Consider the following 19,717-nt stretch of genomic DNA (forward strand, 5'->3'; position numbering starts at 1 on the left):
TAAGTGTGCCTGTTGCCGCCTAAAAGGCGGTCGGATGCCTGATTATCAGGTATCCAAGAGGGATTAAGAGAGTATTTGAGTGGAATCAGGAGTGATTTGGGATGGAAACAGCCGAAAATCTTTGTTTAGGTTTCGGCTGTCGGGGGAAAAGGAATTTTGCAAAGGTCTCAGGCCGTCTGAAAGTTTTTCAGACGGCCTTATCATTCAAATCAGAAGGACTTAAACCAAGTTCTCCAGCATCCATTTAACGTAACGGCTGACGCCTTGTTTTACATCCAAGAATTCTTCTTTATACCCGGCTTCGCGCAGCTTGGTGATATCCGCTTGAGTAAAGCTCTGATATTTGCCTTTAAGCGCATCTGGGAATGGGATATAACGAATAAGTTCTTCTTCAACCAACTCTTTCAAACTCATTTCAGGCTTGCCTTCGGCTGCACGGCAGGCGTTGACGGTGGCAGCGGCAAGATCGTTAAACTGTTGGCTACGACCTGTACCGAGATTGAAGATGCCTGAAAGCTCGGGATGATCGAAGAAGTAAAGGTTAACCTTGGCAATGTCTTCTACGCTGACAAAGTCGCGTGTTTGCTCGCCATTGCCGTAGCCATCATTGGCACCGAATAGGTTGACATAACCATGCTCGCGGTATTGGTAGAAATGATGGAAGGCGACGGATGCCATACGGCCTTTGTGTTGCTCTTGTTGTCCGTAAACATTGAAGTAGCGGAAGCCGACGACTTGGGCGGTCAGGCCTTCTTTCATGCGGCGGCGCAATACTTGGTCAAACAAGAATTTAGAGTAGCCGTACACATTGAGTGGTTTTTCCAGTTCGCGCTCTTCACGGAAGATTTCGCCTTTGCCGTACACGGCGGCGCTGGAGGCATAGAGGAACGGAATACGTTCGTCCTGACACCAATCTAAGAGGTCGAGCGTGTACTGATAGTTGTTGTCCATCATGTAAAGGCCGTCATGATTCATGGTATCGGAACATGCGCCTTGATGGAAAACGGCTTCGATATCGTCATAAGGCAGAAGATGGCCGCGCACTTGGCGGATAAATTCGTGTTTATCGAGATAGTGGGCAATTTCACACTCGGCAAGGTTTTTAAATTTTTCGCCTTTGCTCAAATTGTCAACGGCAACAATGTCAGTAATACCGCGCTGGTTAAGTGCTTTGACGATATTGCTGCCGATAAAGCCGGCCGCGCCTGTTACGATAATGGTCATAATGAATTTCCTTTATTTTGATTTTTCAGACGGCCTTGAAGAAATCATGCCGTCTGAAAATAAAAACTTGTCTGTCTGGATTATTTTCCAACTCTATTTTTAGACGGCATTTAGAATTTTAAGGCCGTCTGAAACAATCATTATTGCTCTTCCAATGCCTTATTCAACTCTGCAAACGAGCAAACCGCCGTACCAAGTTTTGCCACGACAACGCCCGCTGCAGTATTAGCAAGGTGCATGGCTTCGGGCATGGTATAACCAGCGGCCAAACCCAAGCCCACTCCGGCAATAACGGTATCGCCCGCACCGGATACATCATAGACTTCTTGAGCCCGTGTAGGCTGATAAATCGGCTCGCCCTCATTGAACAGGGTCATCCCCTCTTCGCTTCGTGTCAGCAAAATCGCGGTCAAGTCAAGATGACGGCGCAGATTTTGGGCTTTCTCGGTCAAATCGTTTTCGTTTTTCCAGCTGCCCACCACTTCTTTCAATTCTGCACGATTCGGCGTAATCAGCGTAGCGCCGGCATATTTTTCGTAATCGTCGCCTTTGGGGTCGATTAAAACAGGTTTACCGGCCTGTTTCGCCCAATCGATCATATCGGAAATATGCGACAGGCCACCCTTGCCGTAATCTGAAAAAATAATGGCATCGTATTCAGGCAACACTTCGCGGTATTGATGCTTGATTTGTTCCAACACCTCACGATGAGGCGATTCTTCAAAATCAAGTCGGATAAGCTGCTGATTACGGGCAACAACGCGCAATTTCACAGTAGTCGCAATTTGCTTGTCGCGCATCAGATAGGAAGAAACGCCATCTTGCACCATCAATGTGTCCAGTGCATCTGCAGCTTCGTCATCGCCGGTCACGGACAACAGCCCTACTTTACCGCCCAATGAGGCAATATTGCGCGCAACGTTTGCCGCCCCTCCCGCCCGCTGGTCGATACGGGCGATTTTCGCCACCGGCACAGGGGCTTCAGGAGAAATACGGGACACATCGCCAAACCAATAGCGGTCGAGCATCACATCGCCGACAACCAGGACTTTGGCTTGTGCAAAACGGGATTTGAGGGTTTCTTGTTGGAACTTGGTGGGCATATTGCCTCCGTTGTGTTTTTTTTTCAGATGGCCTCAACCTGTAAGGTCGCCTGAAAATCAGTTTGCTTCAAGGTTTACCACGCGGTTCACTTCACGCAATACGGCTACCGGATCGGCAGCTTTGGTTACTGGACGGCCCATTACCAAATAGGTTGAACCAGCGGCCAATGCTTCGGCCGGTGTCATAATACGGCGTTGGTCGTCATTATTGCCGGCAACGTCCAAGCGGATGCCCGGTGTGACCAAGACAAAATCCTGTCCCAATTCACGGCGCAATGGTGCGGCTTCTTGAGCGGAACATACCACGCCGTCCAAGCCCGAACTTTGCGCCAGTTTCGCCAAGCGGATGACTTGTTCTTCAGGGGCGATGTTCAAACCGATTTCTGCCAAGTCGCTTTGTTCCATGCTGGTCAACACGGTTACGCCGATCAAAAGCGGCTTGGTTTGATATCCGGCAACGGCTTCTGCTGCGGCTTCCATCATGCGGCGGCCACCGGAGGCGTGCATATCGACCATCCAAACGCCCATATCGGCGGCAACTTTACAGGCCTGAGCGACTGTGTGGGGAATATCGTGGTATTTCAAATCGAGGAAAAGTTTGAAACCTTGATTGATTAAGCTTTCTGCCAAATTACGGCCGGTTGCGGTGAACAGCTCTTTGCCGATTTTGATTTGACACAATGTCGGGTCAAGATTACGGACAAATCCGAGCGTATCTTTTTCGTTGGCAAAATCGAGGGCGACGATGACGGGAGTACGTTGTTGCTGAGTTTGAAAGTCGGAGATCAAGGGATTCATAAGATGCCTGCGGATAAACGGTTATAGCTTCGATTTTAACAGCTTTTGTACACAAAAGGCCGTCTGAAAATATTTTTTCAGACGGCCTCATGATTTTACTTCGGCAAAACTTATTTGCCCAAACCTTTCAATACTTCGGCTTTCACGGCTTCTACTGCTTGGGTGCCGTCGACTTTGATGTATTTCGGCGCGTGTTCGCCTTCCAGTTTGCTATAAAAATCAACCAAAACTTCGGTTTGCTCGTGGTAAACGGCAAGGCGTTTTTTCACGGTTTCTTCTTTGTCGTCGTCGCGTTGAATTAAATCTTCGCCGGTTACGTCGTCTTTGCCTTCGACTTTAGGCGGATTGTAAGTAACGTGGTAAGTACGGCCGGAAGCCAAATGCACGCGGCGACCGCTCATGCGGTCGACAATCACGCTGTCGGGTACGTCGATTTCAACAACCGCGTCCAAATCCACGCCTGCTTCAACCATCGCTTCGGCTTGTGCCAATGTGCGTGGGAAACCGTCAAACAGGAAACCGTTTTTGCAGTCGTCTTGGGCGATGCGTTCTTTCACCATGCCGATGATGATGTCGTCGCGCACCAAACCGCCTTCATCAATAATTTTTTTTGCTTCCAAACCCAGCGGGGTACCTGCTTTGATGGCCGCGCGGAGCATGTCGCCGGTAGAAATTTGAGGAATGCCGAATGCGGCGGTGATGAATTGGGCCTGTGTGCCTTTGCCTGCGCCGGGTGCGCCCAACAATAATACTTTCATGATGAGTCCTTCTTGGTTTATGGATTTGATGTTTGTTTAATTCTACACGCCTTGCGTTTATCGTTCAAAACTTCAGACGGCCTGCTCTGCGCCAAAGTGCTGCCACGCATCATCGCGCATTTCGATAAACCAGCTGTCTTCGGGGAAGCGTTCCAACGCGTCCTTCAACGTGGAAAGTAGATTTTGGGACAAGGCTTTTGCCAAATATTCTTCCTCGTTGGCTTCTGCCGCTTTGTCCGGCTGTTGCGCCAAACCGAGGGCGCGTGTCCGATGGCCGTGTGCCAGATAGTTGAGCGCAATCACTTTTTGTGCCCAAAGCTGGGGAATATCGGGGCTTTCCTGCAACAACACCGATAAAATCGATACAGCGACCGCCAACCGTCCGCCGGTCATGCGCAAATCTAGGGATTGGTTGGGCGGCAGGGTGCTGAGCATTTCTGCCATGCGAAACCAAAATTCGCCGCTGGCCTCGTCGGGCGCGGCCACTTTCAACATTTCGTAGTTGAACTCTTGATCGTCGTCTTTGACCAGCAAAGCGACATCGGCAAGCAGTTTTTGTTCGTCACGGCTCAAATGGCGTAAATCATTCATGTTTTTTTCCTTTCAGACGGCCTCGAACACAGCCCTTACCCTGTCCAAATCTTCCTGCGTATCCACGCCGGCGGCTGGCGCTTCTTGGGCAATTTCAACAGCAATCGGATAACCGTGCCACAGGACGCGCAACTGTTCCAGCGATTCGATGGTTTCCAAAGGAGAAACATCCATTTCCGAATAGCGTTGCAGGAAGCCTGCACGATAGGCATAAATGCCGATATGGCGCAAAACGGCTGTTTCAGAAGGTAATTCGCGTTTTTCGGCACGCATCACATCGCGCGGATAAGGAATCGGGGCGCGGCTGAAATAGATGGCGTTGCGGTTTTTGTCGAGGATGACTTTGACGACGTTAGGATTTATAAACTCGTCAAAATCGTGCAATTCGTGGGCGGCGGTCGCCATTTGCACATTGTTTTCAACCAAAACTTCGGCTGTACGGTTGATAAGTTCGGGATCGATTAAAGGCTCGTCGCCTTGTACGTTCACAACAATCAGATGCTGCGGCAGTTTCAGCGTATTGGCCGCTTCGGCAAGGCGCGTTGTACCGCTTTCATGTTGATTGGAAGTCATGACCACTTCGACGCTATGCGCCTGACAGGCCGTCTGAATATCAGGATGGTCGGTGGCAACGACAACACGCGCAGCCTTGCTTTTCGCCGCCTGCTCGGCAACGCGTACAACCATCGGTTTACCGTGAATATCGGCCAAAGCCTTACCCGGCAGACGTGAAGAATCCAACCGCGCCGGAATCAATACGACAAATTCGGTCATGCCTTCAGTTCCTCTTCGCTCAACGGGCGCGCTTCGTTTTCCAACATATAAGGGATGCCGTCACGAATCGGATAAGCCAACTTCGCCTGACGGCTCCACAATTCCTGTTTGTCTTGATGGTATTCGAGTTTGCCTTTGGTTACAGGACAAACGAGGATGTCTAAGAATTTTTTTTCCATGGGGTTACTTTCGGTAGTTATATCAAGGCCATCTGAGATGATTCGGACAGTATAAATATCAATATTTTCAGACGGCCTGCACATTATTTGGCACATTCCGAAGAATGTTTATTGCCCTTACACAAAATATCACGCGTTTGCGCCTCAAAAGCGGGCGTATATTTCCTGCTTGCGTTGATATAGTTGTTGCTCATTGTCTTTTTAACAATCTCATCATTCAATTTATCGAAACGTTCCATCTTTTCAAATGCAGACTTACCGGCCCCATGCTCAAACAATTTTGCCATGCTGTCCACGTCTGCTTGGCTCAGCACATTATCAATATCTCCGCCATGCTGTCTGAGATGATTGACTTTTTTCAAAATACCCTTGCCCCGAGGGGAAGAGAAAAAGCGGTTGAGCACATCGACTTCTTCTTGTGTAAATACTTTCTGTACGGCACGCTTTTCTTCATCCAACCATTGTTTTTTCAACTCAGGGCGGCTCAAATCATCTTGCATGTTTTTCATATAACGGCTGATGACCGCCTTCATCTGCGCTTTTTGAGCTTTGGGCGTCATCGTTAACAAGCGCTCATTGTCCTCTTTATTCACCATCTCCAAAGAACGTTGCACTTTCTCGCTATAATTATTGCTTATCCCTTGAATCTCCAACCATTTCATTGCAGATTCATCACTTGGTTTGGCAGCTAAACTTTGAGTAGATACAAATAAAGCTGCACAAGCGACCAACAAATATTTTAACTTCATGATTTACTCCTATCGCGTAGTTTGAAGACCATCTTTAAAACATCTGTGAAACATCTATAAGCATTTAGATTGAAACATTCGCGGATACAAACGCCGCCAAGTCCGGCTTAATTATCGCATAAACAGGCAAGACCCACACATGATTCAGGTCGTGGCCGTTTGAAAATTTGACCGCATCCTTTTCCGTGATAATCACCACATCTGCGTCCGGCAAATCCGCGGCCGTAATATCTGCATGATCAGGCAAGGCAACGGTTTGTTTCAAAGCGATATTCAGGCTTTGCAACGTATTGAAAAAACGCTCCGGCTTGGCGATACCGGCGACAGCGGCGACGGTTTGATTTCCCAAACCCGCCAAATCCAATTTTTCAGACGGCCTATTCAAACGGTAAATCTGCCCTGTTTCAATATGGCTGGCAAACATATTTTCAGACGGCCTGAATGCCGTATCTGCTTTTCCGCCACTGACGACGACCGCATCAACGGAAGCCAACCGAGACAAAGGTTCGCGCAAGCTGCCGTTGGGCAGTAAATCCAAATTGGTACGTCCTGTATCTGCCGCCGGGAATACGGCAATTTCCATATCGCGTTGCAAGGCATAATGTTGCAAGCCGTCGTCGGTCACAATCAATTCAAGCTCCGGATGCGCCGCAAGCAATGCCCTGCCTGCTTCTGCGCGGCTGCTACCTACCGCCGTGGGCGCACCGGTTTGGCGAAACAGCAATAAAGGCTCGTCGCCTGCATCTGCCGCACTGCTAGCTGTATTCAATACATGAACCGCCTTGCTCTTGCGCCCGTAACCTCGGCTGATGATGCCGACCTTAATGCCCTTTTCCTGCAAATCCGACACCAGCGCGGCGACTATCGGCGTTTTCCCTGTTCCGCCTGCATGGATATTGCCGACCACCACCACAGGCACTGGCAATTTTTCGCTTTTCAGACGGCCTGAAACAAAATCATCGCGCCGTTTCGCCGCAATTTTGGCAAACAGCTTGGATAAGGGTTTCAGCAGCAAAGACAAAAACGGATTGGGGGATTGCCAATGGCGTTCGATAATTTGGTGGAGTTTGGGCATACGCACGGCTTTTGAGGCGAAAATCAAACGATAATATAACACAAGCCCGCCCAGACAAGGCCGTCTGAACATGCAGCTTTGATAATATTAAAACAAAGGGCGCAAGTTTCATGAAAACGAATACAACGAATCGCTCTAAAACCCTTATAATTCAACTTTCCTAAATTTTTCCTGTTTCGCAATGTCCGAACTTTTCGCGCCCTCCTCCATTTCCGTATCCGAACTCAACGCCCTCGCCAAAGCCTTGCTGGAAGACCATCTTGCAGGCTTGTGGATTGCCGGTGAAGTATCCAACCTGACCCGTGCCGCCAGCGGACATTATTATTTCTCGCTCAAAGACAGCCGCGCGCAGGTGCGTTGCGCGATGTTTAAGGGCGCGGCTATGCGCTTGGCGAAGCCTTTGAAAGAAGGCGACCATATCGAAGTATCAGGAAAAATCAGCATTTATGAAGCGCGTGGAGAATTTCAGATTACCGTAAACGAAGTACGGCTCAAAGGTTTGGGGCAGCTTTACGAAGCCTATGAACGATTGAAAGCGCAGTTGCAGGCGGAAGGCGCGTTTTCAGCGGAACGCAAAAAACCATTACCCGCCCGTCCGCAATGTATCGGCATCGTCACCAGCCTGGCGGCGGCGGCTTTGCGCGATGTCGTGACCACCTTAAACCGCCGCGCACCCGAAATCCCCGTTATCGTTTATCCGACACCCGTTCAAGGCACGGGCAGTGAATTGCAAATTGCCCAAGCGATTAAAACCGCTTCGCAACGCGCCGAATGCGATGTACTGATTGTCTGTCGCGGCGGCGGCAGCATTGAAGACTTGTGGGCGTTTAATGAAGAGCCGGTCGTGCGCGCCATCGAAGCCTGCGCGATTCCGGTCGTCAGTGGCGTAGGACACGAAACCGATTTCACGCTTGCCGATTTTGTTGCCGACGTGCGCGCACCGACACCGACCGGCGCGGCAGAATTGGTCAGCCCCAACCGCCAAGAATCGCTACACCGTCTCGCCCAAGCGCAAGGCCGTCTGAAAACCGTTTTGGAACAACGCTATTTCGATGCCAGCCAAAAACTCGACTGGCTCACACGGCAAATCCGTCATCCGCGCCAAAAACTTGACGATCAGCGCGCTTCAATCAGCAAACTGGCGCAAACGCTGTCTTACTCGATGACGCAAAACCTCCGCGCCCACACCGCCCGTTTTGAACGCCAAACCCAAACCCTGAAACATTGCCGTCCTGATGTTTCCGGTTACACACAAAATATCGACCGCTTTCAGACGGCCCTATCGCATTCCTTCCGCCAACTGCTCACCCACCGCCGTCAAAGCCTGACCGCCCAAGCCGCATTGCTCGAAGCCGTATCGCCGCAGCATATTCTGGAGCGAGGTTTCTCCGTCGTCAAAAACACACGCGGACAAGTCATCCGCAATGCCGATACGTTGAAACAAGGTCAAAAACTGCACATCACTTTTGCCGACGGCGAAACCGACGTACGCGTGACCAAAGAGCAGGCACAAGGCGAGTTGTTTGACTGACAAAATAAAGGCCGTCTGAAACTTTATGCGATTGAAGTGAAACTATGTCTGCCTTTTAAAAATCCTTAACCTGCCAATGCGGTATAATGCCTCATCTGCACCCGCAGCATATACGGAAACATTATGGACAACGCACAAAATACAGAAAATCCGATTCCTCCACGCAACTCCATCCGCAAAAACAGCATTTACCTGCTGCCCAATTCCTTTACCATCGCCGCACTGTTTTGCGCATTCTTCGCCATTACCCAGTCCATGCACGGACGTTATGAAACGGCGGCGATTGCAGTTTTCCTTTCCATGCTGCTCGACGGCATGGACGGACGCGTTGCCCGTTTGACCAACAGCCAGAGCGCGTTCGGCGAACAGCTCGACAGCCTTGCCGATATGGTCAGCTTCGGCGTGGCGCCTGCCCTGATCGTCTACAAATGGCAACTTTGGCAGTTTGGCAAAATCGGTTATTCCGTCGCCTTTATCTACTGCGCCTGCGCCGCCCTGCGTTTGGCACTGTTCAACACGCTCATCGGCAAAGTCGATAAACGCTGGTTTATCGGCGTTCCAAGCCCGACCGCCGCTGCGTTGATTGTAGGCCTGATTTGGGTTAACCACAGCTTTGAACGCTTCCCCGGCGTGCATTGGTGGGCATTGGGTATCACCCTGTTTGCCGGTATTTCCATGATTGTGCAGATTCCGTTTTGGAGCTTCAAAGAAATTAACATCCGCCGCCAAGTGCCGTTTATGGGCATGGTATTGGCCGTGTTGGTATTGCTGCTCATCAACTGGAAGCCTTCGCTCGTCCTCTTCTTATTCTTCCTCGGTTACAGCCTGTCCGGTTATGTGATGGCAGTCATCCGCTGGTTTAAAAAACGCCACAAAACTCACAAACACAATAAGGCCGTCTGAAATGTGGTCTTGGGACATCATCCTTGCCCTGCTCGCTGTCGGTAGCGCGGCGGGCTTTATTGCCGGACTATTCGGCGTAGGCGGCGGCACGTTGATTGTTCCCGTTGTTTTATGGGCGTTGCAGCTGCAAGGCATAGGCGCTCACCCCTATGCCCAGCATCTCGCCATCGGCACTTCCTTTGCCGTCATGGTGTTTACCACCTTCTCCAGTATGTTCGCCCAACATAAAAAGCACGCCATCGATTGGGCGACCGTCCGCCGAATGACGCCTGGCATGATACTCGGCGTACTCCTCGGCGCGGCAACGGCAAAATATATGCCGACGCTAACCTTGCAAGTTTTCTTTATTGCATTTCTTGCCTTTATCGCACTTAAAACCCTATGCGATTCCAAACCCAAACCTTCACGCACCCTGCCTGAACTCCCCGGTCTGACAGCCGTCGGTACGCTTTTTGGGGCGGCTTCAAGTTGGGTCGGTATCGGTGGCGGTTCACTATCCGTTCCATTTCTGCTGTATTGCAACTTTCCGGCACACCGTGCCATCGGCACATCTTCAGGTCTGGCATGGCCGATTGCAATTGCCGGCACCATCGGCTATTTTGCCAACGGTTTGCATATTGCCAACCTGCCTGAAGGCGCGGCAGGCTTTATCTATCTTCCGGCCGTGGCCATATTGAGCGTTGCCACCATCCTCTTTGCTCCGCTCGGCGTAAAAACGGCGCACAAGCTGCCCGCCCGAAAACTCAAAATCGCCTTCGGCATCATGTTGCTGCTGATTGCCGCCAAGATGGCTTGGAATTTAATACATTAATCTTTCTTGTGAAAAAGGCCGTCTGAAAATCTTTCAGACGGCCTTTTTGATTGCAAAACAACAAACTAAATAAAACCTTTTTACCTTACCCGATTTGCCCCATCGCAAATACAGCCAAGCGCCATATCGCCCATCCTGCTACCAATAATCCGGCGCACAAACGAACCATACGTTTCTGCAGAAAGGTTTTCAACTGCGCTGCAAATATGCCCATCGCAAGCAGGTTCGGCAAGGTCCCCAATGCAAACGCCAGCATATACAGCCCGCCGTGCAAGGCATTGCCGCTGCCCAAAGCATACAAAGACGCGCTGTACACCAAACCGCAAGGCAGCCAGCCCCAAAGCACGCCCACGCCGAAACAGGCAGGCACTGATTTAATCGGCAGCAATTTGTTTAACAAAGGATTCAGGCGTTTCCATATCGGTTTGCCGATGCCTTCGATTTTGGTTGCGGCAGTCGAAATACCGGCAAGATACAGCCCAAGTAAAAGCAGCAAAACATTGGCGGCAATATACAAACCGTTTTGAACCGCGCGCGTATCGTCCAAGGAAATGCCGACCTGCCCAACCAAACCGACCAACAGGCCAATGACGACATAGCTGCTGATGCGCCCCAAGTTCAACAATACAATCAGCCCGATTCGGTTTAAATGTGGCGGTAGCTGCAAAGCAAATGCGCTGCTCAATCCGCCGCACATGCCGACGCAATGCGTTCCGCCGAAAAAGCCGAGTAGAAAAAGAGTAAGAAATGTGATTTCTTGATTCATGATTTTTAATGATTCAAACGAATGGATGAGGCCGTCTGAAACTTTTCAGACGGCCCTAAGAATGCAGGACAGGCTTTGCCGCCCATCCTTTTCACGCTTTAGAAAAGCAATTAACTGCGTGCGCGTACGTCAAATGCCTGACGCAAACCTTCGCCGATCATGACCAGCAAAAGCAGCATTACCGTCAGTGTAGCAACGGCAGACATGCCAATCCACCATGCGTCCAAGTTGTCTTTGCCTTGCGCCAGCAACTCACCCAAACTTGCCTGTGAGGCAGGTACGCCCAAGCCCAAGAAGTCCAAACTGGTCAGGGCAAGTACGGCGCCAGAAATACGGAAAGGCAGGAAGGCCAATACCGGCGTCAAGCTGTTGGGCAGGATATGGCGCCACATGATTTCACGGTTGCCCACACCCATCGCGCGCGCCGCCAAAACATAATCGGCCTGACGGTTTTTCAAAAACTCGGCGCGGACATAGTCGGACAAGCCCATCCAGCCGAAAAGCGACAGCAACACCAGCAAAATCAACAGCCCCGGATTAAAGAACGAAGACAGGATAATCAAGAGGTACAGCTCCGGCATACCGCCCCAAACCTCGATAAAACGCTGCATCAGAAGGTCGGTTTTGCCGCCGAAATAACCCTGCACCGCGCCTGCAATCACGCCAATCACGGTAGTCACCACGGTCAACACCAAGGCAAACAACAGCGAATCACGGAAACCGTAAACCAAGCGCGCCAAAAGGTCGCGGCCGCGATCGTCCGTTCCCAAGATATGCCGTTCGGACGGTTTGGCCGGATCGGGTACCGTATCAAAATCGTTCAAGGTATCGGCATCGTAAGGATTGGGCAGGTAAAAGGCAAAATTGCCGTCTGAAGTAATGTTGTGGCGGATAAGCGGATCCAGATAATCCGCCGGCGTATCGAAATCGCCGCCAAATGTGGCTTCGTTGTATTCGTTTACCAAGGGGAAGAAATACTCGCCCTGATAACGTATCCACAAAGGTTTGTCGTTGCTCCACAAAGGTGCAAGCAAAGTGACGACAAACAAAACGGCCAAAATCCGCAAAGCCAACCAACCGCGCTTATGCTGTTTAAAGGCTTGCCAAGTAGGGTTTGAAGTAGATTTTTTCTTTTTCATGGTTCGAAACATTCTTTAATAATGGATTGAAGATATTTTCAGACGGCCTTATTTCTGTCCGCCAAAGTGAATGCGCGGATCGACCCACGAATACGAAATATCTGACACCAATTTAGCCAACAACCCCATCAGCGTGAACACGTACAGCGTACCCATTACGACAGGATAATCGCGTTTCATCACTGCCTCGTAAGACAACAAACCCAATCCGTCCAGCGAGAACAACGTTTCAATCAACAGGCTGCCGGTAAAGAACGCGCCGATAAATGCGGCCGGGAAACCGGTAATCAGAGGAATCATGGCATTTCGGAAAATATGTTTCCACAGAATCTGTTTCTCAGGCAAGCCCTTGGCTCGCGCGGTATAAACATATTGACGGCGGATTTCTTCAAGGAATACGTTTTTCGTCAATACGGTCATTACCGCCAAGTTGCCTGCCACCGAAGCGGTAATCGGCAAGGCCATATGCCACAAATAATCTTTGACTTTACCTGCCCAAGAGAGTGTATCGAAATCATCGCCGACCAAGCCGCCCTGCGGGAACCAGGCAAAAAAGCTGCCACCGCCAAACAACACCAGCAACACCAAGCCCAAGACAAACGGCGGTACGGTATAGCCGACCAAAATGATCATACCCGTAACCGTATCAAACCGGCTGCCATCCCTGACCGCCTTGGCAATACCCAACGGAATACATATCAAATAAGTTAGGAAGAATGTCCACAAACCCAAACTCATCGATACCGGCATTTTCTCTTTTACCAACTCAAATACGGTTTGGTGGTGGAAAAAGCTCTCGCCCAAATCAAAACGGGCGAATTTCCATACCATATCGACAAAACGCGTCACAGGCGGCTTGTCGAAACCGTATAAAGCATTCAGAGCAGCCAAATCTTCCGCACTGATGCGGTTGCCGTTTTTAGCCAAAGTTCCAGGCATACTGCGTCCTGCTGTTTCGCCGCCAACCGCGCCCTGCGTCAGCTGCTGAACCATCTGTTCCACCGGACCGCCGGGAACAAACTGAATGACGGCGAAGGTAATCGCCAAAATCCCCAACAACGTGGGAATCAAAAGGAGCAAACGATGAAAGATATAACGCCACATGATAAAGTGTTCCTCTATTTTTTGATTTGAAGGCCGTCTGAAACCACTGACCTCAGACAGCATATAGTAACGGATTAATAAGCGTTTGGCCGATTATTTACTTCTCTAAGGCCTCCTGCAATTTCTTCTCAATTAAATCCGCGTCAAACGATTTGGCAATCAGCTCAAAGCGCGAGTCACGGCGCCACGAAACTTGGTTTGCGCCCCATTGACCGTCCACCCAGTTGAGCCATACCCATGTACCGAGCACTTGGAACACGCCTTTGGCGCGCACAAGGCCGTCTGTAAATTTAGGCAGGTCGTTGAAGAAATCGGTCAGTTTTTCACCGTCGAAATCACGTCCGGCAGGAAACGTGAAGCCTTGAGACTGGAAGCCCATGGTGTTGTCCGGCAGGGCTTTAAGGCGGTAGCGCGATTTTTCGACAACGGGAATATCAAGCCATTGGATGTCGAGTTGCGCATTTTGAACTTCAACCACTTTGGCTTTAGGCGGGAACAGCTTGGCCGCTTTATCGTGAAACTCGGCCAGCTGCTCGGGCGTGCACAAGTCTGTTTTGCTGGCGACCAATACGTCGCAAATGCCGATTTGGTCTTTATACAAGGCTTGTTGAGCGTAATCGGGATTAATGAATTGGCGTGGATCGACAACGGTAAAAACAGCGCCGATTTCCAACATGCTGTCGAGCGGCTTGGCTTTCAATTCGTCGATAACACTGGCGGCATGCGCCAAACCGCTGGCTTCAATCATCAAGCGGTCGGGTTGGGCATCGCGCAGCATTTTTTGTACGGTCGTACCCATTTGTGCGCCGGCAGTACAGCACAAACAGCCGCCGGCGATTTCTGCGACGGGAATGCCGTTGTCGCTCAAGACAGCGCCGTCAATGCCGATTTCGCCAAATTCGTTGACGATGATGACCCATTTTTCATTCGGATCTTTTTGCGCCATCAGACTTTTGAGTGCGGTGGTTTTGCCTGTTCCGAGGAAGCCTGAAATCAGGTGGACTTTAGTCTTTTTTACTTCTGACATTTTTTACAAATTCCTGTTAAAACAACATGTTCTTCTTTTAATGAGAAACCGGTTTCGGCCACGCCTGCACGCAATGCCGCCCATTCTTGGCTCAAGGTCTGCTCATCTGCCGTACCGCATTCGGTACAAACCAAAATAAACGCGCTGTGGTGCGCTTCGGCTTCTTCATGGTCATGGCAATGGTCGTTGCACTCATGCTGCGCATGGCTGCACAGAATATAGCCGTTGACCGCCGCCACTTTGTGCAAAACGCCCTGTTCCGCCCAAAAATCAAGGGCGCGGTAGGCCGTCGGCGGCGCAACCACGCCCTCGCTTTGCTGCTGCATCTGCGACAGAACGTTGTAGGCTTTAATCACGCCGCTTTGTTTCAAAACAATATCAAGCACTTGCTCGCGCAAAGCGGTTACCTGCACACCATCGCGCTGCGCTTGTTCTAAGATTTTTTGTTTGATTGCGTTCATAACTGAAACAGCCTTTCAGACGGCCTTGTTAATAAAAAATTACATTATAACGTGTTTGTTCAATTTCAGATAACAAAGAGGCCGTCTGAAACGTTCAGACGGCCTGATGCCCATCACTTAAACCAAGATTTAATTTTTCCAAACAAAGACATACTTTGTTTTTCAAACGTTTCTTTCTTCACCGGAGCAGGCGCGTCACGGTAAACTTTCATGCCTGCAAAGGTCTGGGCAACCGGCATGATTTCGATGGAATTGACGTTCATCCGCGCAGGACGTTGATAGAGCCATAAAGCGGTATCGGCAATATCTTGCGGCTGGATAAACTCGACATTCTCATAAACCTCGGCCGCACGCTGGTCGTCACCTTTGAAACGGACGTTGGAAAACTCGGTATCGCCGCACAAGCCCGGTTCGATATTGGTAATGCGGATGTTTTTGTCTGCCAATTCGGCGCGCAGGTTCATACTGAATTGGCGCACAAAAGCCTTGGTCGCGCCATAGACATTACTGCCTGAATAAGCATAACTGCCGGCAATCGAACCCAAATTGATGATGTAGCCCTGTTTGCGCGCTACCATTTGCGGCAAAATCTGGCGGGTCAGAAAAGTCAGGCCGATGATATTGGTTTGAATCATGGTTTCCCAATCGCCAAAATCGGCTTTATCAGCGGAATCCAGACCTAAAGCCAAACCGGCATTGTTGATCAGGCAATCAATTTCAGCTAAATGCTCGGGCAGGCTGTTTAAAGCGTTTTGAATCGACTCTGTACGCGAAACATCCATTTCCAACGGGTAAAACTGCTCGCCCAATTCTTCTGCCAACTGCTGCAATTTGTCTTCGCGCCGTGCCGCGCCGATGACATGATAGCCTGCCGCAACAAAGGTTCGGCACATCGCCGCGCCGAATCCTGCCGATGCCCCGGTAATCAAAATTGCCATATCGTTTCCTTTCTATACTCGTTTCAGACTTGGGTTTAAGGTATGATAACGCCTTATCAGACGGCCTGAGTGTTTGGCCGGCTGATTTTAAATTTAACGATAATCATATCATTACAATAGGACACACTCCATATGAAAACCCGTTTTCTCCCTGTTGCTTTGGCAGCAGTGGCGCTTACCCTTTCCGCCTGCGGCGGCAGCGGCGCGCCTTCCCAGCCTAAAGGCCCTATTTCCGAAGACCGTACGGCCGCGTTCAAATCCATGATGCCCGAGTTTACCCGCATGGGCAAAATGGTCAAAGACGAAGAGCCTTACGACGTAGAAAAATTCAAACAAGCCGCCGCAACCTTCACTGAAAACAGCAAAAAACCATTCACCCTGTTTGAATCCGATCCTCAAGGCAATGGCCGCGCCCTGCCTGCCATCTGGACAGACACAGCAACATTCAAAGCCGAAGAAGAAAAATTCGTCGCTGCGGTTGAAAAACTCAACGCCGCTGCCCAAACCGGCAAATTGGAAGAAATCAAAGCCGCTTACGGCGAAACCGGTGCAAGCTGCAAATCTTGCCACGACACATTCCGCGGTCCGGAATAAGGCTTAAAACAATAAAGGCCGTCTGAAATATCATTTTCAGACGGCCTTTTCTTCAACTGACTTCAAACCTTTCTATATCAACTTTATATTTTGTATTTCATGTTTTTTTACCGGTTTCATTTGAAACCGACGGCTCAATTCACATATCGCAATCAAATTTTCTTCTTCCGGCTGTTTAAATTCAATTAAACCTCCCTTCTTCTCAACCACCCAAATTCAAATTCAGACCTGCTTTATCTTTTCAGCCAGATGAATCATATGCGGGTGGATTATCTTCTAAAACAAAATTTTACTTTATTTTTTAATAAATAAAAACCATTATTAAAATATTTGTAAAGTTTAATAATATGTTATAAAGTAGCGGCTTCGTTTCTGAGGTAACTATCATGAATCCGAATTTCAAATTAAATCTACTAACATTATCTTTACTGGCTATAACAAGTATCGCACACGCAGAAGAAGAGTTTTCAACTCAAGAGCTTGATGAAATTCAAGTCAAAAGCAAACACATTGCCAAAGAGAAAAAAGTTTTTACCGAAGGCCAAGCCAAAAGTTCGCGTGAACGCGTTTATCAATCCAGCGAAAACATCGATACCATCGTTCGGAGCATGCCCGGCGTTTTCACCCAACAAGACAAGGGATCGGGGGTATTGGCGGTCAATATCCGTGGCGATAGCGGTTTGGGACGTGTCAATACGATGGTTGACGGCGTAACCCAAACCTTCTATTCCACTTCTGCCGATGCCGGACGCAGTGGCAGCTCCTCACAATTCGGTACGGCACTGGATCCCAATTTTATTGCCGGCGTGGATGTAACCAAAGGTAGTTTCACAGGTGCCAACGGCATCAATACCTTATCCGGTACAGCCAATTTCCGTACTTTACGGGTAGACGATGTGGTACACGGAAACAATACCTTCGGCCTCTTGACCAAAGGATTGACCGGCACAAACAGCACCAAAAGCAACTTTATGGCAACCGGAGCAGTACAAAAATGGTTTGACAGCGGTGCGCGCCTTGGCGCGTTATATGGCTACAGCCACCGTAATGTCGAGCAAAACTATAAAGTAGGCGGCGGCGGTCAGCGTATCGGCAATTTTGGCGAAGAATATTTGGACCGTAAAAAACAAGAATATTTTGAACGCAACTTATTAAAATTCGACCAAGGGCAAAATCGTTGGGTTCGCGACTTTTCCAAGCGCAATGCGGTCGGTAAAAGCTATTGGGACTACCCTTTCTCCAAAAAATATAACGATCCTGAAGTTTTGCAAAGAGATTATGTCGATGACTTGGAAAGAGGCTGGAAAGAGAATTTGGCACCGCAATGGGATCTGACTCCAATCGACCCGACCAGCCTGCAACAACGCTCAAACAGCCATTTGGTCAAAGTGGAATACGAAAACGACAACAACAAGCTCGACCTTCAGCTTCGTACCATGAACAACCGTATCGGCAGCCGCAAAGTAGAAAACCGCAACTACCAAGCCAATTACAACTTAAACATTGGCGATTATGTCGATTTAAACGTGTTGGCCGCCCATAATTTGGGAAAACAAAAATATCCGAAAAACTCACGTTTTTCAGGATGGGGACTGCTTGATTATTTGGAAACCAAAAATACGGCCAATCTTTTGGATATCAACAACAGCTTTTCTTTCAAACTTCCCCAAAAAACAGATTTAAAAACTACTGTCGGTTTCAATTTCTTTAAAAACCAATACAGTAAAAACCGCTTTCCGGAAGAGCTGAGCCTGTTTTACGACGGCCCGGATCAAGATGCCGGCCTGTACAGCTTTTTAGGCCGCTTCAAAGGCGACAAAGGAATATTTCCTCAAAAATCAACCATATTGCAACCTTCAGGCCAGCAAAAATTCAATACGTTCTATTTTGATACTTCCTTGAAAAAAGGCATTTATCAATTGAATTACAGCGCCAATATGGTCAACTACCGCTACAAGGGCGAATATACCGACTACTTCAATACCCAAGAAGACTTTAAAAAAGCATTTGGAGAAGATTCTGAAATTTATAAACAGCATTGCACGCCAAGCTGCGACCTTTACGAACCGGTTTATACCAAATCCGGTAAAAAGCATGCGGTAAACCATTCGGTGGCATTAAACATCAATGTCAACGACTACTTTATGCCGTTTATCAGCTATTCGCGTACGCATAGAATGCCGAATATTCAAGAAATGTATTTTTCACAAATCGGCGACTCGGGCGTCAATACTGCCCTTAAGCCGGAACAGGCCAATACTTACCAAATAGGCTTCAATACCTTCAAAAAAGGGATTTTCAAGCCGGACGATGTATTGGGTTTCAAACTGGTCGCCTATCGCAGCAGGATAAACAACTATATCCACAATGTTTATGGCAAATGGTGGGATTTGGATAAAGCACCCAGCTGGGTAACCAGCACCGGCCTGCAATACTCTATCCAGCATCGAAACTATGCCAAACCTGTTCATAAAAATGGTTTGGAAGTGGAAATGAACTATGATTTCGGCCGCTTTTTTACAACCCTGTCTTACGCATATCAAAAAACCAACCAGCCGACCAATTATAGCGATGCCAGCGAATCGCCCCGCAACTCTTCTAAAGAAGACCAAATTAAACAGGGCTACGGCTTAAGCAAAATTTCACGCTTACCCCGAGATTATGGCCGTTTTGAATTAGGATCCCGATGGTTGGGCAACAAATTGACCATCGGCGGCATTATGCGCTATTACGGCAAAAGTACACGGGCGACGACTGAGGAGGAATTTGTTGACGGTACAACCGGCGCCAATACCTACTCTTCACATCAAATGGGCAGAAGAGTGATCAAAAAAACAGAAAGCATCAACAGACAGCCAATGATTTTTGATTTCTATGCCAATTATGAACCAAAGAAAAACCTTATTCTTCGTTTCGACATTCAAAATGCGTTCAATAAACGCTATGTCGATCCTTTGGATGCTGCAAACGATGCCGCAACCCAGCGCTATTTCAGCGTATTTGAAAGAAAAGGGGGTTTAGATGATGAAGAAGTCGAATGCGATGCCAACGGTTTATGCAACGGCAAATATGGCGGCACGACGCGCTCTGTCCTGAATAACTATGCGCGCGGCAGGACTTTGCTGTTTACCATCAGTTATAAGTTCTAAACCTATCTATCAGTATGAGACCTTTGCAAAATTCCCCAAAATC

Annotated in this window: 20 protein-coding genes; 5 read left to right on the top strand and 15 right to left on the bottom strand. The window is 49.0% G+C overall.

The window, feature by feature from the left end:
* Positions 1–219: 219 nt before the first annotated feature.
* The 9 genes from rfaD to lpxK form a co-directional block, all read right to left on the bottom strand.
* Positions 220–1,224, bottom strand: a complete 1,005-nt coding sequence (gene rfaD / locus HMPREF3047_RS01865; RefSeq protein WP_070585737.1) for an ADP-glyceromanno-heptose 6-epimerase — start codon at positions 1,222–1,224, stop codon at positions 220–222.
* Between the two features lie 140 nt (positions 1,225–1,364).
* Positions 1,365–2,327 carry a D-glycero-beta-D-manno-heptose-7-phosphate kinase gene (gene rfaE1 / locus HMPREF3047_RS01870; RefSeq protein WP_070712035.1) on the bottom strand — a complete coding sequence of 321 codons (963 nt, stop codon included), beginning with the start codon at positions 2,325–2,327 and terminating at the stop codon, positions 1,365–1,367.
* Positions 2,328–2,384: 57 nt separating this feature from the next.
* The gene (pyrF, locus tag HMPREF3047_RS01875) at positions 2,385–3,125 is read right to left on the bottom strand and encodes an orotidine-5'-phosphate decarboxylase (protein ID WP_070712036.1); all 741 of its coding nucleotides are present in this window, start codon (positions 3,123–3,125) and stop codon (positions 2,385–2,387) included.
* 110 nt (positions 3,126–3,235) lie between these two features.
* Entirely contained in the window at positions 3,236–3,883 is a 648-nt protein-coding gene (adk, locus tag HMPREF3047_RS01880; protein ID WP_003746105.1) for an adenylate kinase, read from the bottom strand.
* Between the two features lie 72 nt (positions 3,884–3,955).
* A complete protein-coding gene (locus tag HMPREF3047_RS01885; protein WP_003746102.1) occupies positions 3,956–4,474 on the bottom strand; it encodes a hypothetical protein in 519 nt (172 codons plus the stop codon).
* 12 nt (positions 4,475–4,486) lie between these two features.
* Positions 4,487–5,248, bottom strand: a complete 762-nt coding sequence (gene kdsB / locus HMPREF3047_RS01890) for a 3-deoxy-manno-octulosonate cytidylyltransferase (protein ID WP_070712037.1) — start codon at positions 5,246–5,248, stop codon at positions 4,487–4,489.
* Complete coding sequence (locus tag HMPREF3047_RS01895; protein ID WP_049329252.1) at positions 5,245–5,427, bottom strand: Trm112 family protein; 183 nt, start codon at positions 5,425–5,427, stop codon at positions 5,245–5,247. Before HMPREF3047_RS01895 ends, kdsB begins: the two co-directional genes overlap by 4 nt.
* A gap of 83 nt (positions 5,428–5,510) precedes the next feature.
* A complete protein-coding gene (locus HMPREF3047_RS01900) occupies positions 5,511–6,176 on the bottom strand; it encodes a DUF2059 domain-containing protein (RefSeq protein ID WP_070712038.1) in 666 nt (221 codons plus the stop codon).
* Between the two features lie 64 nt (positions 6,177–6,240).
* The gene (lpxK, locus tag HMPREF3047_RS01905) at positions 6,241–7,251 is read right to left on the bottom strand and encodes a tetraacyldisaccharide 4'-kinase (protein ID WP_070712039.1); all 1,011 of its coding nucleotides are present in this window, start codon (positions 7,249–7,251) and stop codon (positions 6,241–6,243) included.
* 181 nt (positions 7,252–7,432) lie between these two features.
* On the opposite strand from lpxK, the gene xseA reads away from it, so the two are divergent.
* The 3 genes from xseA (at position 7,433) to HMPREF3047_RS01920 (ending at position 10,496) form a co-directional block, all read left to right on the top strand.
* Entirely contained in the window at positions 7,433–8,782 is a 1,350-nt protein-coding gene (xseA, locus tag HMPREF3047_RS01910; RefSeq protein ID WP_070712040.1) for an exodeoxyribonuclease VII large subunit, read from the top strand.
* A gap of 123 nt (positions 8,783–8,905) precedes the next feature.
* Complete coding sequence (gene pssA, locus HMPREF3047_RS01915) at positions 8,906–9,685, top strand: CDP-diacylglycerol--serine O-phosphatidyltransferase (protein WP_070712041.1); 780 nt, start codon at positions 8,906–8,908, stop codon at positions 9,683–9,685.
* 1 nt (position 9,686) lies between these two features.
* Positions 9,687–10,496, top strand: coding sequence for a sulfite exporter TauE/SafE family protein (locus HMPREF3047_RS01920; protein ID WP_070712042.1), 810 nt, complete (start codon positions 9,687–9,689; stop codon positions 10,494–10,496).
* Positions 10,497–10,581: 85 nt separating this feature from the next.
* Here the strand turns inward: HMPREF3047_RS01920 and HMPREF3047_RS01925 are convergent, their stop codons facing one another.
* The 6 genes from HMPREF3047_RS01925 to HMPREF3047_RS01950 form a co-directional block, all read right to left on the bottom strand.
* Positions 10,582–11,262, bottom strand: a complete 681-nt coding sequence (locus HMPREF3047_RS01925) for a sulfite exporter TauE/SafE family protein (protein ID WP_003680951.1) — start codon at positions 11,260–11,262, stop codon at positions 10,582–10,584.
* Between the two features lie 110 nt (positions 11,263–11,372).
* Positions 11,373–12,413, bottom strand: coding sequence for an ABC transporter permease (locus tag HMPREF3047_RS01930; RefSeq protein WP_070712043.1), 1,041 nt, complete (start codon positions 12,411–12,413; stop codon positions 11,373–11,375).
* A 36-nt stretch (positions 12,414–12,449) separates the two neighbouring features.
* Positions 12,450–13,505, bottom strand: a complete 1,056-nt coding sequence (locus HMPREF3047_RS01935; protein WP_070461485.1) for an ABC transporter permease subunit — start codon at positions 13,503–13,505, stop codon at positions 12,450–12,452.
* Between the two features lie 97 nt (positions 13,506–13,602).
* Positions 13,603–14,532, bottom strand: coding sequence for a CobW family GTP-binding protein (locus HMPREF3047_RS01940; RefSeq protein WP_003682934.1), 930 nt, complete (start codon positions 14,530–14,532; stop codon positions 13,603–13,605).
* Positions 14,520–14,993: a Fur family transcriptional regulator gene (locus HMPREF3047_RS01945; RefSeq protein ID WP_049329244.1), complete on the bottom strand. Its 474-nt coding sequence runs from the start codon at positions 14,991–14,993 to the stop codon at positions 14,520–14,522. Before HMPREF3047_RS01945 ends, HMPREF3047_RS01940 begins: the two co-directional genes overlap by 13 nt.
* A 113-nt stretch (positions 14,994–15,106) precedes the next feature.
* Entirely contained in the window at positions 15,107–15,931 is an 825-nt protein-coding gene (locus HMPREF3047_RS01950) for an SDR family oxidoreductase (RefSeq protein WP_070712044.1), read from the bottom strand.
* A 132-nt stretch (positions 15,932–16,063) separates the two neighbouring features.
* Here HMPREF3047_RS01950 and HMPREF3047_RS01955 point away from each other — a divergent pair, with 132 nt between their 5' ends.
* Together HMPREF3047_RS01955 and HMPREF3047_RS01960 are read left to right on the top strand one after the other, a co-directional pair.
* Entirely contained in the window at positions 16,064–16,525 is a 462-nt protein-coding gene (locus HMPREF3047_RS01955; protein ID WP_070712045.1) for a c-type cytochrome, read from the top strand.
* A gap of 386 nt (positions 16,526–16,911) precedes the next feature.
* Positions 16,912–19,674: a TonB-dependent receptor domain-containing protein gene (locus tag HMPREF3047_RS01960; protein ID WP_070712046.1), complete on the top strand. Its 2,763-nt coding sequence runs from the start codon at positions 16,912–16,914 to the stop codon at positions 19,672–19,674.
* Positions 19,675–19,717 lie beyond the last annotated feature (43 nt).

Origin of the sequence: Neisseria sp. HMSC075C10 (assembly GCF_001815615.1) — a bacterium.
Taxonomy (GTDB): domain Bacteria; phylum Pseudomonadota; class Gammaproteobacteria; order Burkholderiales; family Neisseriaceae; genus Neisseria; species Neisseria subflava_A.